Here is a 15972-nt window from a genome sequence, read left to right as displayed (position 1 = left end):
CGGACATGCCCCGGACCCGCCCCATCCCCAAGGAGGGACAGATGGAAAAATTCGAGAAGCTGACCGGGATCGCGGCGCCCATGCCGCTGGTGAACATCGACACCGACATGATCATCCCCAAGCAGTTCCTGAAGACGATCAAGCGCTCCGGCCTCGGCGTGCATGCCTTCGACGAGATGCGCTACCTCGACGACGGCTCGGAAAACCCCGAGTTCGTGCTGAACCAGCCCGCCTACCGCGAGGCGTCGGTGATCGTCGCCGGCGACAACTTCGGCTGCGGCTCGTCGCGCGAACACGCCCCCTGGGCGCTGGCCGACTTCGGCATCAAGGTGGTGATCTCCACCTCTTTCGCCGACATCTTCTACAACAACTGCTTCAAGAACGGCATGCTGCCCATCGTCATGCCGCAGGACGTCGTGGACGTGCTGATGAAGGATGCCGAGAAGGGTGCCAACGCCCGCATGACCGTGGACCTGGAGAACCAGGTGGTCACCACTTCGGACGGCGAGGAATTCGCCTTTGAAGTCGACCCCTTCCGCAAGCACTGCCTGCTCGAGGGCCTCGACGACATCGGCCTGACCATGGAAAAGGCCGGCGCCATCGACACCTTCGAAAGCGCCGCAGCCCAGTCCCGCCCCTGGGTCTGAGCCGGGGCTGAGCCGCATTTAGGCAAGAACATCGAAGGGCCGTCCCCGCGGGGACGGCCCTTTTTGCTGCGCGCTTCCAATTCTGAAACGCCCCGCCTGCCCGGCGCCGGGACTGCCTCCGGCGGGGATATTTTCACCTAGACGAACGGGCCTCGCGCCCTGCGTCGTCTAGATGCAAATATCCCGGGGGAGCCGCGCGCAGCGCGGCGGGGGCAGAGCCCCCATCCGTTTCAGCAGGACCGCGAGAGGTCCATCTCCGGCACCTCCCCCGTCACGATCAGATTCGCCGCCGTGGCGGCCCGCACCTCGGCCACGGTCACCCCGGGCGCTGTCTCGATCAGGTGCAGCCCGTCGTCCTCCGGGCGGATCACCGCCTTCTCCGTGACGATGAGATCGACCCGCCGCTCGGCGGTCAGCGGCAGGGAACATTCCGGCACGATCTTCGGCGTGCCGTCCTTGGCGCTGTGGATCATCGCCACGATCACCCGCTTCGCCCCGGTGACGAGATCCATCGCCCCGCCCATGCCGGGCACGTAGACGCCGGGGATCATCCAGTTGGCGAGATAGCCGCGCTGGTCCACCTGCAGCCCGCCCAGCACCGTCAGATCGAGGTGCCCGCCGCGGATCAGCCCGAAGGAAAAGGCGCTGTCGATGGTCGAGGCCCCCGGCACCGCCGAGACGAAGCTGCCGCCCGCGTCGGTGAGATGGCGATCCGACATGCCCTCGGGCGGGCGCCGACCCATGCCGACGACGCCGTTCTCGGCCTGGAAGAACACCCCCATGCCCTCGTCGAGGTGGTCCGAAACGAGCGTCGGAATGCCGATGCCGAGGTTGACCAGCGTGTGCGGCTTCACCTCGGCGGCGCAACGCCGCGCTATGAGTTCCTTGGGGTCCATTTTGCCGGCCTCCGTCATGCCACCCTCCGGATCACGTGGTCGACCAATGCGCCGGGGGTCTTCACCGCGTCGGGCGGGATCATTCCCACCGGCACGATCTCCTCGGGCTCGGCGATCACCGTCTTCGCCGCCAGCGCCATGATCGGATTGAAGTTCGTCGCGGTGAGCATGTAGGTCAGGTTGCCCACGTAGTCGCAGCTGCGCGCGGCGATCAGCGCGAAGTCGGCGCGCAGCGGCGGCTCGAGCAGGAACGGCTTGCCCTCGACCTCGATCACCTGCTTGCCCTCGGCCACCCTGGTGCCCAGGCCGGTCGGCGTCAGCACCCCGCCGAGCCCGACGCCCGCCGCGCGGATGCGTTCCACCAGCGTGCCCTGCGGCACCAGCTCGACCTCGAGCGTGCCCGCGGCCATCTGTTCCTGCACATCCGGGTTGAGCCCGATGTGGCTGCCGATGAACTTGCGCAGGCAACGCGCCTTGACCAGCGGACCGACGCCGCGGTCCGGCCGCGCTGCATCGTTGACGATCACGGTCAGATCCCTGCGCCCCGAGGCGGCCAGCGCCGCGACCACCCGGTCCGGCGTGCCCACCCCCATGAAGCCCGAGAGCATCACGCTCGCCCCGTCCGGGATCAGCTCCACCGCCTCGTCCACTGTCAGTGCCTGGTACATTGCCGCTCCCTCTCCCTCCGGGTGACGATCCGACGCGAGTCAGACCATGAAAACTTTGCGGGTGGCCTTGCCTCAGGTCAAATTTCTTGGAATTCGCGCTGAAGATGATTAAGAGGCTCCGAAGTTCGCGCGTAGCGCGGAAACCGGGCAAGTCCGGTCCTCCGCCGGTCCGCGCGCTGTCGGGTTTCGTGGCGATTTTCTTTTAAAAACAACGGAAGAGAGCAGCAGAAGGCTGCGAGCGCCGGGGCTGGCCCGAAAGCGCGGGCAGGGACGTCCACAGGCGCCTGTTCCAGCGGCAGCAATGGGAGTTGATGCAATTTCGCACCTTTTTCACCATGAAACTGCCGGATTTTGCCCGTCCCCTTCAGGCGATCTTGCCGCGCATTCAATAAGTAGGCACAAATTGGGCAACAATGAGGCAATCCGCCGGCGCGGCGGGGTCAGTGAACGACAAGGGCGCATCGCAGCGTCCGGCGGACAGCAAGGGTGCGGGACAGCATCCAGTCCGGCACGACCGAAAGGGCAGAACTTGTGATCACGCGCTTTGTCAAAGCCGGCATACGCGCCATTGCTGTGGCCTTGCTCATAGCAATGCCCGCAGTGCTGTTGCCCGGCGGCGCGGACGTGGCGCAGATCACCGCGCTGCTGGCGCTGGTGGCCGCCCTGCTCACCTTCGTCGAATATGTCGGCGACTACCCGTCGATCCTCGAGTTCCGAGATGCCCCGCCGTTCAACCGGCTGCGCTTTCTCGCGCTCCTGGCGACGGTGCTGACGCTCACCCTGATCTGCCGGGGCGAGATCGTCCCGACGCCGCTGTCGCGCGCGCTGGAGAGCATCGCCGCAGGGGCCGGGCGCTGGCTCGATTTCCCCTTCTCGCCCGTACGGCTGATGGTGCTTCTGGCCAGCGACGACATGAGTGCGCAGGAGGTCGCCCGCATCCGCAGCCACGCCGGGCTGGCCTATGCGCTCTCGCTGCTGAGCGTGATTGGCTTCGTGCTGGTGGTGCGCCTGCTGAACTGGCCGATCCGCCACGGCGCGTTCAATTTCTGGGTCAACCTGCCGCTCTTCGACCCGACGGTGGGCAAGGATGTGCTGCACCGCCTCAATCGCGACGGCAACATTAACGTCGCCTTAGGTATTCTTCTGCCATTCTTGATCCCGGCCGGGATGAAACTGGCGGCCCAGACCACCGGGCTGCTGAACCTGACCGAGCCGCAGACACTGATCTGGACGATGAGCGCATGGGCCTTCTTGCCGGCAAGCCTGGTGATGCGCGGCGTGGCGCTGGCGCGTATCGCCGCCCTGATCGAGGAAAAGCGCCGCCGCGCCTATGCGCAGGCGGAGGCCGAGGTTCAGACCGTCTGACCCGCCCGCGGGCGACCCCGCTCGCCTGCTTTCTACCCACCTGTTTCCTGTTTACCTGCCTCTTTTTTATCTGCCTCTTTCACGCCGCCGCTGCCCCCGCCCGCGCCGCAGAGATCACGGTCGCCACGTGGCACGGCGATTTCAGCCGCCGGGGACCGGGCCTGCTGCTGCGCGATCTTGCCGAGATGCGCCCGCCCCTGCCCGGGCTGCTGGACGAGATCGTCGCCGCAGATGCGGGGCTGCTGCTGCTAACCGACATGGATTTCGACCTCGGCCTCGCGGCGCTTGCGGAACTGGCAGCGCGACTCGAGGAGCGGGGCGTGCCCTATCCGCATCGCCTCGCGCTGCGCCCCAATTCCGGCCTGGCCAGCGGCGCCGATCTCGACGGCGACGGGCGGCTCGGCGGGCCGAGGGATGCGGAGGGCTACGGCGAGTTCACCGGGCAGCACGGGATGGCGCTGCTCTCGCGCTGGCCGGTAAGTCTGGTCGAGAATTATTCTGAGCTGCTCTGGCGCGACATGCCGGGCAATCGGAGGCTGCCCGCGGACCCGGCGGCAGATGTGCAGCGGCTGTCCTCCACCGGCCATTGGGTGCTGCGGCTGGAGTCCCCCGCGGGTCCGTTGCTGCTGCTCTGCTTCGCCGCCACCCCGCCGGTCTTCGACGGCCCCGAGGATCGCAACGGGCGGCGCAACGCCGACGAGATCGCGCTCTGGACGCGCTACCTGGACGGCGCGCTCGGGCCCGCACCGGACCCGCCTTACCTGTTGATCGGAAACGCCAATCTTGATCCGGACGAGGGCGAAGGGCTGCATGGCGAAATGCGGGCGCTGCTCGCCGATCCGCGTCTTCAGGATCCCCTGCCCGGTGAGCCCACCGCGCACTGGCAGAGCACCGGGCCGCTGCGCGTGAGCTACCTTCTGCCCTCTGCCGGGCTCAGGGTCGCAGGCGCGCAGGTGCGCCCGCCGCGCGAGGGCCAGGCGCACCGGCTGGTTTCGGTCACGCTTTCATTTCCCTGAAATTGCCAAACGCCCCTGATTTCTTGACCATTCCGCCCCTCTCGGCTAGGCGATTGCGCAACATTCCGAGGAGAGACTTCCCATGAGCAACCCTTCGCTTCTCATCCTGCCCGGCGATGGCATCGGCCCCGAGGTGATGGCCGAAGTCCGCCGCGTCATCGACTGGTTCGGCGACAAGCGCGGCCTGAAATTCGATGTCAGCGAAGACCTCGTGGGCGGCTGCGCCTATGACGCGCATGGCACGCCGCTGACCGACGAGACCATGGCCAAGGCGCAGGAGGCCGACGCCGTGCTGCTCGGCGCCGTGGGCGGTCCGAAATACGACGTGCTGGACTTCTCGGTGAAGCCCGAGCGCGGCCTGCTGCGCCTGCGCAAGGAGATGGACCTCTACGCCAACCTGCGCCCGGCGCAGTGCTTCGACGCGCTGGCCGACTTCTCGTCGCTGAAGAAGGACGTGGTGGCGGGCCTCGACATCGTCATCGTGCGCGAGCTGACCTCGGGCATCTACTTCGGCGAGCCGCGCGGCATCATCGAGGAAGGCAACGAGCGCGTGGGCATCAACACCCAGCGCTACACCGAGTCGGAAATCGACCGGGTTGCCCGCAGCGCCTTCGAGCTGGCCATGCGCCGGAACAAAAAGCTCTGCTCGATGGAAAAGGCCAACGTGATGGAATCGGGCATCCTGTGGCGCGAAGTCGTCACCGAGGTGGGCAAGGAGTATCCCGAGGTCGAGCTGTCGCACATGTACGCCGACGCCGGCGCCATGCAGCTCTGCCGCTGGCCCAAGCAGTTCGACGTGATCGTCACCGACAACCTCTTCGGCGACCTGCTGTCGGATGCCGCGGCGATGCTCACCGGCTCGCTCGGCATGCTGCCGTCCGCCTCGCTCGGTGCCCCGATGACCAACGGCCGCCCCAAGGCGCTCTACGAGCCGGTGCACGGCTCTGCGCCCGATATCGCCGGCCAGGGCAAGGCGAACCCCATCGCCTGCATCCTGAGCTTCGCCATGGCGCTGCGCTACAGCTTCGACAAGGGCGACGAGGCGACCCGCCTCGAGCAGGCGATCGAGAAGGTTTTGGCCGACGGCTACCGCACCGCGGACCTGCTGGGCGAGGAAGGCAAGCAGCCGGTCTCGACCTCGGAAATGGGCACCGCGATCCTCGAGGCGCTCGACGCGGGCCTCTGAGCCGCCTCGGCGGTCTCGGCCGCTGGTGAAGGCTGGCGGTGAAGGCCCGTGGTGAAGGCCCGTGGTGAAGGAATGAGCGGGGCGGCCGCAGGCCGCCCCGTTTTCATTTTCCGCGCGGTCGTTCGTTGAATTCCCACCATTTGGCGCTAACCCTTGTCCCCGAGGCGGAACAGGCGGACCAGGACCATGGGATCAAACGCAAAAGGCGCGCTGATCGCGCTGATTACCTTTGGCATCTACTCGACTCACGACGTCATCGTGAAATTCCTCGGGGCCGACTACAGCCCCGTGCAGATCGTCTTCTTCTCGGTGCTGCTGAGCTTCCCGCTGGTCAGCCTCATGCTGATCCGCGACACCACCGCCGGCAACCTGCGGCCGATCCACCCCTGGTGGACCGCCACGCGCACCATCTCGGCGGTGATCACCGGGCTTTGCGCCTTCTACGCCTTCTCGGTGCTGCCGCTGGCGCAGACCTATGCGATCATCTTTGCACAGCCGCTGCTGATCACCGTCCTGGCGATTCCCATCCTCGGCGAACAGGTGCGGCTGCGGCGCTGGATCGCCGTGCTGGTCGGCCTTGCAGGGGTGATCGTCGTGCTGCGCCCGGGCGCGACCGAGCTGACGCTGGGCCACGCGGCGGCGCTGGTGGCAGCGGTCTTCGGCAGCCTGTCGTCCATCGTGGTGCGCAAGATCGGGCAGGAAGAGCGCTCGGTCGTGCTGCTGCTCTACCCGATGATGGCGAACTTCATCATCATGGGCTGCGCCCTGCCCTTCGTCTACAAGCCGATGCCGATCGAGCACCTCGGCGGCGTCGGGCTGATGGCGATGCTCGCCTTTGCCGGCGGCGCGCTGCTGATCACCGCCTATCGCGCCGGCGAGGCGGTGATCGTCGCCCCCATGCAATATTCGCAGCTGCTCTGGGCCACGCTCTACGGGGCGATCTTCTTCAACGAGTACCCCGATTCGGTGACCATGCTCGGGGCGGCGCTGATCATCGGCAGCGGCGTCTACATCGTGCTGCGCGAGGGCCGCGCCAAGTCCTCCGAGAACACGCCGGTCCTGCGCACCCGCACCCGGATCGAGTTCGGCACCTCGCTGCGGATCGGCCCCTTGCTGCGCGCGATGAAAAGGCGTGAAAAAGGGATGAATAGGCCCTTGCCAAAGACCGGAGGCTAGGGTACTCCGCGCGGCACGGTCGGAGTGTAGCTCAGCCTGGTAGAGCACTGTCTTCGGGAGGCAGGGGCCGGAGGTTCGAATCCTCTCACTCCGACCATTTACGCCAAAGGCGCCCCTCGGGGCGCCTTTCGTGTTTCCGGCCTGCCGCGGAACCTCAGATCCCCTGCGCCATCCGCGCCTTTCGGGTCGAGCTGAGCTTCATGCCGGGCGTGGTCAGCCGCTCCTCCGAGCCAGTCCATGCATAGGCCAGCAGGCACGGATCAAGCTCGGCGGTGGTGATCCGGTGCTCCAGCCCCGGGCGGTTAAAGATCAGCGAGCCGGGCGCATGCACCGCTGCGTCGTTCTCGGACCAGGCGCCGGCGACCGAGATGTAACTTTCCTCGATCTCCCTGTGGCTGTGTTGCGGATAGGTGGTGTTCGGCGCGAAGAGCACGAAGCCCAGCACCAGCTTCTCGGCGCGCACCGGGCCGCGCGGGCCCAGCACCTCGCAATAGGCGTATTTGCGCGCCAGCGTCTTCGGCACCTTTTCGTAGCCGTACTCCCAAGTCAGCTGGCCCGCGACCCGCGACAGCGCCCGCGACATGCCCTGCACCGCGCCGCGCTCGCCGAGATCGAGCGCCCGGCCGAGATGGGCGGTGACCGGCTTTGCCTCGGGCGCGCGGGCGCTGATCTCGGGGTTGGCGTCGATGATCGAAGCCAGCGAGTCGCGCACCCGCTTGCGGTGCCCCCGGATCAGCCGGCTGCCCCCCGCCGAGCCATGGCGGTAGAGCGCGTCGAACTCGCGCAGCAGGTAGAGCCAGTTGGGACAGTCCTGCAGCCGCAGGACCTCGGCCGGCGTTTCGGTAAGCTCGTTCATCCTCGGGGACTCCGCAAAGATCAGCTGACCGGAACGACGATACGCCCGCGCACCGCGCCGTCGAGGAATTTCGGCGCGGTCTCGATCACCTCGGCGAAGGGCAGTTCGGTGACCATCTCCTCGAGCTTGCCGACGTCGAGATCGGAGGCGAGACGGCTCCAGGCCTCGAGGCGGTCAGGCTTGGGGCACATCACGCTGTCGACCCCCGCGAGGGTCACGCCGCGCAGGATGAAGGGCGCGACCGAGGCCGGCAGGTCCATGCCCGCCGCGAGGCCGCAGGCCGCCACGACACCGCGGTATTTCATCATCGAGATCATGTTGGCGAGCACCGTGCTGCCCGCGACGTCGATGCCCCCGGCCCAGCGTTCCTTGGCCAGCGGGCGCAGCTTGCCGGTCAGCTCGGCGCGGTCGATGACCGAAGAGGCACCAAGCCCGCGCAGGTACTCGGCCTCCGAGGCGCGGCCGGTCACCGCCGCCACCTCGTAGCCCTTCGCCGCCAGAAGCGCCGTCGCGACGCTGCCGACGCCGCCCGCCGCGCCGCTGACCACGATCTCGCCCTTCTCCGGCGTCACGCCGTGGCGCTCCAGCGCCAGCACGCAGAGCATCGCCGTGTAGCCCGCGGTGCCGATGGCCGCCGCCTGCCGCGTGTCGAGCCCCTCGGGCAGCGGCACCAGCCAGTCGCCCTTGACCCGGGCCCGCTCAGCCAGACCGCCCCAATGGGTCTCGCCCACGCCCCAGCCGTTCAGGACGACCCTGTCGCCGGGCGTGAAATCGGGGTGGCTGCTCTCGGCCACGGTGCCCGAGAAGTCGATGCCCGGCACCATCGGGAAGCGGCGCACCACCGGCGCGGCGCCGGTGATCGCCAGCGCGTCCTTGTAGTTCAGCGTGGAGTAGGCAACGTCGACCAGCACGTCGCCTTCGGGGAGCTGGTCCTCGGACACTTCGGTCACGGCGGCGGTCTGCGTGTCGCCGGGCTTCTCGATCAGTATGGCCTTCATGGGGTGGTCCTTTCGGCAATCTGGGGATCCCTGGGGATCAGCTTTCGATGAGGCGGAAGAAGGTGCCGGCGAAGCGGCGCAGGGGCCCGGGGCGCAGCTCGAGCTTGGCGCGCAGCACCGCGCCCTCCCAGCCGATCCAGAAGGTCTCGGCGAGCGCGTCGGGGTCGTGATGCGGACCCAGCTCGCCCTGCGCCTGCGCCGCGCGCAGCAGCCGCGCCGTGCGGGCCTGCCAGTCCTCGAGCACGCCGGTCAGGGCGGCGCGGAAGTCATCCGGCAGCGCGCCCATTTCCTGCCCGAGGTTGCCGACGAGACAGCCGCGCCGGAAGCCGTGGCGGGCCATGCCCTCCTCGGCTGTCTCGGTGAAGGCGCGGAGCCGGTCGAGCGGTGCGCGCGCCTCATCGAGAAAGGCGCGGTCGAGCAGGTCGACGAAGTAGGTGTTGTAGGCGGCGACAAGCGCGAGGCCGAAATCGGCTTTGCCCTTGAAGTGGTGGTAGAAGCTGCCCTTCGGCACGCCCGCCGCCTTGAGGATCTCGTCCACGCCGACCGAGGAGTAGCCTTTCTCGGTCAGGTGCTCGAGCCCGGCGCGGATCAGCTTCTGCCGCGCTTCGGAGGCATCCGGAGCCCCCCGCGGGCGTCCGCGGCGGGGTTTGTCAGTGGGGGAGAGGGGCGAGTCGGCTCGGGTCATGAATTATTATTAGACCGATTCGTCTAATAAATCTATGAACCGTTTCATACAGAGGCAACCCCGCCCGGAATCATGGCGAAGCCGGCGGGAGACCGCTTGCCCGTCCCGGCGGGCTCACGCTTTCGGATCGGCGCACGACGCTCGGATTTCGCACGGATTTGGCTGGGATATAGCGCCCAAGCCCACAGTCAGCCACACGCCCGGCTCCAATCCGCAAGACCCTGTTCTCGCAACGAAAAAGGGCGGGCCCGAAGGCCCGCCCCAGTCAGCACCGATAACGGCTCTTTCAGGCCGCGTCGGATGTCATGATCCGCTGCAGATCGTCGTGCTCGGCCACGTAGTGACCGGGTGCGATCTGGTCGAGTTGCGGAACGTAGTCCACGTCGCCCGCCGCCAGCCGCGAGGGCAGGAAGCGCAGCGCCGCCTTGGCGTCGAGCGGCGAGGGCAGCTCGCCGGGCAGGCGGATGCGGGTGCGTGCGCGCTCGGCCACCGGATCGGGGATCGGCACCGCCGAGATCAGCGATTGCGTGTAGGGGTGCGCGGGCTGCGAGCAAATCGTCTCGGCGTCGCCCATCTCGACCACGCGGCCGAGGTAGAGCACCATGATCCGGTTCGAGATCTCGCGCACCACCGACAGGTCGTGCGAGATGAACAGCATCGACATGCCGAACTCGGCCTGCAGCTCCTTCAGCAGCTTCACGATCTGCGCCTGGATCGACACGTCGAGCGCCGAAACCGCCTCGTCGCAGATGATCAGCTTGGGTCGGTTGATCATCGCCCGGGCAATGCCCACGCGCTGGTTCTGGCCGCCCGAGAGCTCGTGCGGATAGCGGTTGTACTTCTCCGGCTCCAGACCCACGCGGGTCATCATCCGCAGAACCTCGTCGCGCCGCTCGCTCTTGGTCAGCTCGGGGCGATAGGTCTTCAGCGGCTCGGCGATGGAGTCGGCGATGGTCATCCGCGGATCGAGGCTGGCCAGCGGATCCTGGAAGACGATCTGAAGATCCTTGCGCTCCTTCTTCAGCGCCTGCTTGTCCATCGCGTGCAGCGGCTTGCCCAGCCAGCTGACATTGCCGCCGGTGGGATCGACCAGACGCAGCACGGCGCGCGCCAGCGTGGACTTGCCGCAGCCCGACTCGCCAACGATGCCCAGAGTCTCACCGGCGCGCAGGCCGAAGCTGACGCCGTTGACCGCCTTCAGGGGCACGGTCTTGCCGAAGAGCCCGCCCTCGACCTTGATCGGGAAGTGCACCTTCATGTCGTCGACGCGGAGGATCTCGTCCCCCTCGACCTTGCCGCCGGCCTCGCCCTTGTCGATGCGGGGCATCGAGTCCAGCAGGCGGCGGGTGTAGTCGTGGCGCGGCGCGCTGAAGATCTCGTTCACTTCCCCCTCCTCGACGAATTCGCCGAGGCGCATGACCTTGATGCGGTCGCACATGCGCGCCACCACGCCCATGTCATGGGTGATCAGGGCGATCGCCGTGCCCAGCTCGCGCTTGAGCTGGTCCATGAGGTCGAGCACCTCGGCCTGCACGGTCACGTCGAGCGCGGTGGTCGGCTCGTCGGCGATCAGCAGCTTGGGCTCGCAGAGCATCGCCTGGGCGATCATCACGCGCTGGCGCATGCCGCCCGACAGCTCGTGCGGGTACTGCTTCAGGCGGCGCTTCGCCTCGGGGATGCGCACACGCTCGAGCCACTCGAGGCAATGCTTCTCGGCCTCGCGGCCCGACAGGCCCCGGTGCACCTTCAGCACCTCGGCCATCTGCTCGCCCACCTTGAGGTGCGGCGTCAGGGCGGTCAGCGGGTCCTGGAAGATCATCCCCACCTTGTCGCCGCGCACCTTGTTGAGCTGCGACACCGGTAGGTTGAGGATTTCCGAGCCCTGCAGGCTCACCGAGCCCGTGGCGCGGCCGTTCTTCGGCAGCAGGCCCATGGCGGCCATGAAGCTCTGCGACTTGCCGGAGCCGGACTCGCCGACGATGCCGAGGCATTCGCCCTCGCGGATGTCGAAGGACACGCCCTTCACCGCCTGAACGGGGCCGTCCTGGGTTTCGAAACCGACCTTGAGGTCTTTCACGGAAAGAATGGTCATGTCAGCGATCCTTCGGGTCCAGGGCGTCACGCAGGCCATCGCCGATGAAGAACATCGTGATGATGATGGTGACGTAGAAGAACAGCGGGAACAGAAGCTGCCACAGCGTGCCGTAGCCCATGGTCCCCGCGCCCTCGGCGATCAGACGCCCGAGCGAAGTCATCGGCTCGGAGATGCCGAGGCCGAGGAACGAGATGAAGCTCTCCGCCAGGATCATCTCGGGCACCAGCAGCGAGGCATAGACGATGACCACGCCGATGAGGTTGGGCAGGATGTGGCGGAAGATGATCGCCCCCTCGCTCACCCCGCCGGCGCGCGCCGCCTCGATGAACTCACGGGTCTTCAACGCCAGCGTCTGGCCGCGCACGATGCGCGCCATGGTCAGCCAGGAGACCGCGCCGAGCGCGATGAACAGCGTCACGAAGTTCCGGCCCGCCACCACGAGGATGAGGATCAGGATCAACGTCAGCGGGATCGCCAGCAGGATGTCGACGATGCGCATCATGACGCTGTCGAGCCTGCCGCCGTAGAAGCCCGCGATGACACCCCAGGCGGTGCCCACGAGCAGAGCCATGGCAGCGCCGATCAGCCCCACCAGCAGCGAGGTCTGGGTGGCCTGGATGGTGCGCGAGTAGAGGTCGCGCCCCAGCTCGTCGAGGCCGAAGAAGTGGCCGGTCTCGAGCGAGGGCGCACCCTGTCCGAGAATGTCGCCCATACGGGTCCAGTCGATCTCCTCGTTGTCCCAGGCGGCAAAATGCGGCCCGATGATCACGAAGGCCACGATCAGCCCCAGCACGACGACGCTGGCCATGGCGGCCTTGTTGCGCAGGAAGCGCCCCATGGCATCGCGGAAGAGAGAGCGGCCGCGGACGGCCTTGAAGTCGGTGATGTCGGCGGCCAGTTCCGCCGCCTTTTCGGATTTTCCGAACACGGGGTCAGCCTCCTCAGTAGCGGATTTTCGGATCGAACCAGGCGTAGGCGAGGTCGGTCAGAAGGTTAACGATGACGGTGAGCGCGCCGTAGAGGATGGTCACCCCCAGCAGCACCGCGTAGTCGCGGGTCAGCGCCGAGCTCACATAGGACTGGCCGAGGCCGCCCGTCGAGAAATAGAGGTCGACGAAGACCGAGCCGGTCAGCACGTAGACGAAGACCGGGCCGAGATACGAGATCACCGGCAGCAGCGTCGGCTTCAGCGCGTGACGCCAGACGATGGCCTTGTGCGACAGCCCCTTGGCCCGCGCGGTGCGGATGAAGTTCGAGTTCAGCACCTCGAGCATGGACGAGCGCGTGATCCGCGCGATCGAGCCCATGTAGGAGGTGGAAAGCGCGATCACCGGCATGATCAGGTACTGCCACTGCCCGCCGTTCCAGCCGCCGCCCGGAAGCAGACCGAGCCAGAGCGTGAAGGTCAGGATCAGGATCGGGCCCATGATGAAGTTCGGCAGCGCCTGCGCGGCGATGCCCAGCGACACGGCGAAATAGTCGATCCAGGTGTTGTGGCGGATGGCGGCGGCGATGCCGAGGCCGACCCCCACGATGCTCGCGGCGAGGAAGGCCAGCGAGCCGTAGGTCAGAGAGATCGGGAAGCCCTGCGCGATGATATCGTTCACGCTGCGGTCCTTCTGCACGAAGGAGGGGCCGAAATCGAAATGGGCGACGATATTGTAGAAATAGTCCCAGAGCTGTTTCCACAGCGGCTGGTCGAGCCCGTATTGCGCATTGATGTTGGCCAGCACTTCGGGCGGCAGCGGCCGTTCCGAGGTGAAAGGCCCGCCCGGCGCGACATGCATCATCAGGAAGGACGCGACGACCAGCAAAAGGATCGTCGGGATCGCGACCAGCAGGCGGCGAATGACATAGGTCAGCATTCTGGAGGATCCGGAAAAGGGCGCCGCCCCCGGCGCACGCGGCGCAGGGGCGGCGGGTTGGAGGTGGTTATTCGGCGATCTTGTACAGGTTGCGCGAATACCAGTTCTGCTCGACGTTCTCGGTCGGCCAGTTCCCCACGTCGCTGTCCATCATGTAGACGCCGGCGTAGTGGTAGATCGGGATCACCGGCATGTCGGTGGCGATGATCTCTTCGGCCGCGGTGTAGAGCGGGGTGGTGTCCTCGGCGGTCTTCGCCTCGGCCAGCAGCGCGTCATACTCGGCGTTGGCATACTTGCCGTCGTTGTAGCCCGAGTCGCTCTGCAGCAGGTCGAGGAAGGTCGAGGCTTCGTTATAGTCGCCACACCATGCGCCGCGCGCCAGGTCGAAGTCCTGCTGGCCACGGGTGTCGAGGAAGACCTTCCACTCCATGTTGGCGAGGTTCGCCTGCACGCCGAGCTTCTGCTTCCACATCTGGGTCATCACCACGGCGATCTTCTCGTGCGCCTCGGAGGTGTTGTAGATGACGTCGAAGCTGAGCGGGTTCTCGGGGCCGTAGCCGGCCTCGGCCAGGAGTTCCTTGGCCTTCTCGTCACGCTCGGCCTGGGTCATCGAGGCCATCTCGCTCTGCGGCGGGGTGAAGCCTGCGACCGCCTCGGGGGTGAAGCTGTAGGCCGGCGGCTCGCCGCCCGCTTTCACGTTGTTGGCGATGATGTCGCGGTCCACGGCCAGCGACAGCGCCTGGCGGACCTTCGGGTCCTTGAACGCCTCGGGACCGGAGTCACTGAGGTTGAACGTGTAGTAGTAGTTGCACAGGCGCGGGAAGCTGATCGCCTCTTCCGGGTGCTCTTTCTTCAGGCGCGGGAACTGTCCTGCGGGCACGTCGGTGCGGTCGAGTTCGCCGGCGAGGTAGCGGGTCAGCGCCACGTTCTCGTCGGTGATCACCAGCGCGACGGTCTTGTCGAGGATGGTGTGCTCGTTGTCCCAGTACTTGGTATTGCGCTCACGCACGATGCGCTCGCCCGGGCGGTACTCGGTCAGCACGTAGGCGCCGTTCGAGACGATGTTCTCGGGCTTGGTCCAGGCGTCGCCGAACTCTTCGACCACCTTCTGCGGTGCCGGGAAGGTCGTGGAATGCGTGGTCATCTGCACGAAGTAGGGCAGCGGCTGGCTGAGAGTCACTTCGAAGGTGTGATCGTCGATCGCCTTCACGCCCAGCTCTTCCGGGGACTTCTCGCCGGCAACGATCGCTTTCGCGTTGTTGATCGACATCAGTTCCATGAACCACTGGTAGGGCGAGGCGGTGGCGGGATCGACGGCACGGCGCCAGGCGAAGACGAAATCGCCGGCGGTGACCGGATCACCATTCGACCAGACGGCCGTGTCGCGCAGGTGGAACGTGTAGGTCAGCTTGTCGTCGCTGACATCGTAGCTCGTGGCGACGCCCGGCTCGAGGTTGCCCTGCTCGTCCTGGTTCATCAGGCCCTCGAACAGGTCGCGGGACACAGCCGAGCCGTCCACGTCCTCGACGATCTGCGGGTCGAGCGAGCTGATGTCGTCGAGCAGGCGATAGGTGAAGGTCTGGTCTGCGGCGAGTTCCTCGCCGGTTTCCGGATGGGTGGCGGCAGTGGCGGCGGTGATCCCGGCGGCGAGCATGGTGCTCGACAGAAGGGCCGTCATCGTCAGTCGCGAAATGCGGGTCATATCCTCTCCCTGTAGCGGTGACTTGCTGAATTCGGTGACTTGCGTATTCCGGCCTCGCGCTCTGCGAGACCGGCCCCCGGCGGTCCGGGGCGTCGAATTGCAGCAAAATACTCACCGCGCGCATACCCGCAATGCACTTGCGTGTGATGACGTTACGTAGCGTGAAAGGCATGTCGCCGAATGCCCCGAATAAATTCGTCATGCTGCAACCCACCGCTATATGACGCAATATCCTGTCTGGTTGATTTCGCATCGCGAGATCCGGCGGCGTAGTGCGCCGTGATTCGCCACCAAGCAGAACGCGAGGGAGGCTCACTGGGCCGTGCGTAGAGCGCTCTCAGGAGGCTATCAGGCCACGTTTCGATGGCGGTTTTTGACCGCTCTGGCTATGAATTGAAAGGGTGCTCTTTTAATGTTTGCAGCCAAGTCTGGCTAAATATCGAAATCATAATTTAAAAATTAACATCCCCATATCGCCACAGAAAGTGATTACAAGAGCATCAGCCATCTCTGAAATTCGAGGAGAAATATATGCGTTAAATCAATGATATCCACTATGGCTTCAAGACCTCCATTTAAAACTCGCGTGAACTACGTCAAAGCAATACGTATATTGGATTTCGCGATTTTGGACGTCATCCAAAATGTGAAACAGTGAAAATCCACAGGCACAGCTCCGGCTGACCGGCCCACTCTTTGCGCCGCAAAAGCAAAAAGCGCCCGTTGGGGCGCTTGCATGTGGTGTTTTGTAGATTTGGTTGCGGGAGCAGGATTTGAACCTGCGACCTTCAGGTTATGAGCCTGACGAGCTACCGGG

Annotated in this window: 15 protein-coding genes and 1 tRNA gene; 6 read left to right on the top strand and 10 right to left on the bottom strand. The window is 66.1% G+C overall.

Going from position 1 to position 15972, the window contains the following annotated elements:
• Positions 1–41 precede the first annotated feature (41 nt).
• Positions 42–647: a 3-isopropylmalate dehydratase small subunit gene (gene leuD, locus LC039_RS14615; RefSeq protein WP_226625605.1), complete on the top strand. Its 606-nt coding sequence runs from the start codon at positions 42–44 to the stop codon at positions 645–647.
• Between the two features lie 230 nt (positions 648–877).
• On the opposite strand, the gene LC039_RS14610 is transcribed toward leuD, so the two are convergent.
• Both LC039_RS14610 and LC039_RS14605 read right to left on the bottom strand, forming a co-directional pair.
• Positions 878–1543 (bottom strand): 3-oxoacid CoA-transferase subunit B, encoded by a 666-nt coding sequence (locus tag LC039_RS14610; RefSeq protein ID WP_226626155.1) that lies wholly within the window; start codon positions 1541–1543, stop codon positions 878–880.
• Between the two features lie 14 nt (positions 1544–1557).
• Positions 1558–2211 carry a CoA transferase subunit A gene (locus tag LC039_RS14605; protein ID WP_226625602.1) on the bottom strand — a complete coding sequence of 218 codons (654 nt, stop codon included), beginning with the start codon at positions 2209–2211 and terminating at the stop codon, positions 1558–1560.
• A 591-nt stretch (positions 2212–2802) separates the two neighbouring features.
• Here LC039_RS14605 and LC039_RS14600 point away from each other — a divergent pair.
• The 5 genes from LC039_RS14600 to LC039_RS14580 all read left to right on the top strand — a co-directional run bounded on the left by LC039_RS14600 (position 2803) and on the right by LC039_RS14580 (position 7051).
• Positions 2803–3576 carry a hypothetical protein gene (locus LC039_RS14600; protein ID WP_226625599.1) on the top strand — a complete coding sequence of 258 codons (774 nt, stop codon included), beginning with the start codon at positions 2803–2805 and terminating at the stop codon, positions 3574–3576.
• Positions 3577–3761: 185 nt separating this feature from the next.
• A complete protein-coding gene (locus LC039_RS14595) occupies positions 3762–4592 on the top strand; it encodes an endonuclease/exonuclease/phosphatase family protein (RefSeq protein WP_226625597.1) in 831 nt (276 codons plus the stop codon).
• An 82-nt stretch (positions 4593–4674) separates the two neighbouring features.
• Complete coding sequence (leuB, locus tag LC039_RS14590) at positions 4675–5778, top strand: 3-isopropylmalate dehydrogenase (RefSeq protein WP_226625582.1); 1104 nt, start codon at positions 4675–4677, stop codon at positions 5776–5778.
• A gap of 186 nt (positions 5779–5964) precedes the next feature.
• Positions 5965–6954, top strand: a complete 990-nt coding sequence (locus tag LC039_RS14585; RefSeq protein WP_226625579.1) for a DMT family transporter — start codon at positions 5965–5967, stop codon at positions 6952–6954.
• Positions 6955–6974: 20 nt separating this feature from the next.
• Positions 6975–7051, top strand: a tRNA-Pro gene (locus LC039_RS14580).
• Positions 7052–7108: 57 nt separating this feature from the next.
• On the opposite strand, the gene LC039_RS14575 is transcribed toward LC039_RS14580, so the two are convergent.
• From LC039_RS14575 to LC039_RS14540, 8 genes are all read right to left on the bottom strand, one after another.
• A complete protein-coding gene (locus LC039_RS14575; protein ID WP_226625576.1) occupies positions 7109–7810 on the bottom strand; it encodes a dimethylsulfonioproprionate lyase family protein in 702 nt (233 codons plus the stop codon).
• A gap of 20 nt (positions 7811–7830) precedes the next feature.
• Positions 7831–8808 carry an MDR family oxidoreductase gene (locus LC039_RS14570; protein ID WP_226625573.1) on the bottom strand — a complete coding sequence of 326 codons (978 nt, stop codon included), beginning with the start codon at positions 8806–8808 and terminating at the stop codon, positions 7831–7833.
• 37 nt (positions 8809–8845) lie between these two features.
• Positions 8846–9493: a TetR/AcrR family transcriptional regulator gene (locus LC039_RS14565; protein WP_226625570.1), complete on the bottom strand. Its 648-nt coding sequence runs from the start codon at positions 9491–9493 to the stop codon at positions 8846–8848.
• A 286-nt stretch (positions 9494–9779) separates the two neighbouring features.
• Positions 9780–11585 (bottom strand): dipeptide ABC transporter ATP-binding protein, encoded by a 1806-nt coding sequence (locus tag LC039_RS14560; protein WP_226625568.1) that lies wholly within the window; start codon positions 11583–11585, stop codon positions 9780–9782.
• A 1-nt stretch (position 11586) separates the two neighbouring features.
• Positions 11587–12516: an ABC transporter permease subunit gene (locus tag LC039_RS14555; protein WP_226625564.1), complete on the bottom strand. Its 930-nt coding sequence runs from the start codon at positions 12514–12516 to the stop codon at positions 11587–11589.
• Positions 12517–12529: 13 nt separating this feature from the next.
• A complete protein-coding gene (gene oppB, locus LC039_RS14550) occupies positions 12530–13453 on the bottom strand; it encodes an oligopeptide ABC transporter permease OppB (RefSeq protein WP_092431467.1) in 924 nt (307 codons plus the stop codon).
• A gap of 67 nt (positions 13454–13520) precedes the next feature.
• Positions 13521–15155, bottom strand: a complete 1635-nt coding sequence (locus LC039_RS14545; RefSeq protein ID WP_226625562.1) for a peptide ABC transporter substrate-binding protein — start codon at positions 15153–15155, stop codon at positions 13521–13523.
• Positions 15156–15746: 591 nt separating this feature from the next.
• Positions 15747–15972, bottom strand: a 226-nt coding sequence (locus LC039_RS14540) for a hypothetical protein (RefSeq protein WP_226625559.1), incomplete at its 5' end; no start/stop codon positions are given.

The sequence above is a fragment of the Alloyangia pacifica genome, assembly GCF_020524285.1.
GTDB lineage: Bacteria > Pseudomonadota > Alphaproteobacteria > Rhodobacterales > Rhodobacteraceae > Salipiger > Salipiger pacificus_B.
Note: the sequence above shows the minus strand (reverse complement) of the source record. Positions and strands in the feature narration are given on the sequence as shown.

Coding starts and splice junctions, on each gene's coding strand:
- LC039_RS14595 (WP_226625597.1), top strand. CDS start 3,762: ATGCGCCCGCCCCTGCCCGGGCTGCTGGACGAGATCGTCGCCGCAGAT.
- oppB (WP_092431467.1), bottom strand. CDS start 13,453: ATGCTGACCTATGTCATTCGCCGCCTGCTGGTCGCGATCCCGACGATC.
- leuD (WP_226625605.1), top strand. CDS start 42: ATGGAAAAATTCGAGAAGCTGACCGGGATCGCGGCGCCCATGCCGCTG.
- LC039_RS14575 (WP_226625576.1), bottom strand. CDS start 7,810: ATGAACGAGCTTACCGAAACGCCGGCCGAGGTCCTGCGGCTGCAGGAC.
- LC039_RS14610 (WP_226626155.1), bottom strand. CDS start 1,543: ATGGACCCCAAGGAACTCATAGCGCGGCGTTGCGCCGCCGAGGTGAAG.
- LC039_RS14565 (WP_226625570.1), bottom strand. CDS start 9,493: ATGACCCGAGCCGACTCGCCCCTCTCCCCCACTGACAAACCCCGCCGC.
- LC039_RS14600 (WP_226625599.1), top strand. CDS start 2,803: ATGCCCGCAGTGCTGTTGCCCGGCGGCGCGGACGTGGCGCAGATCACC.
- leuB (WP_226625582.1), top strand. CDS start 4,675: ATGAGCAACCCTTCGCTTCTCATCCTGCCCGGCGATGGCATCGGCCCC.
- LC039_RS14570 (WP_226625573.1), bottom strand. CDS start 8,808: ATGAAGGCCATACTGATCGAGAAGCCCGGCGACACGCAGACCGCCGCC.
- LC039_RS14585 (WP_226625579.1), top strand. CDS start 5,965: ATGGGATCAAACGCAAAAGGCGCGCTGATCGCGCTGATTACCTTTGGC.
- LC039_RS14545 (WP_226625562.1), bottom strand. CDS start 15,155: ATGACCCGCATTTCGCGACTGACGATGACGGCCCTTCTGTCGAGCACC.
- LC039_RS14560 (WP_226625568.1), bottom strand. CDS start 11,585: ATGACCATTCTTTCCGTGAAAGACCTCAAGGTCGGTTTCGAAACCCAG.
- LC039_RS14605 (WP_226625602.1), bottom strand. CDS start 2,211: ATGTACCAGGCACTGACAGTGGACGAGGCGGTGGAGCTGATCCCGGAC.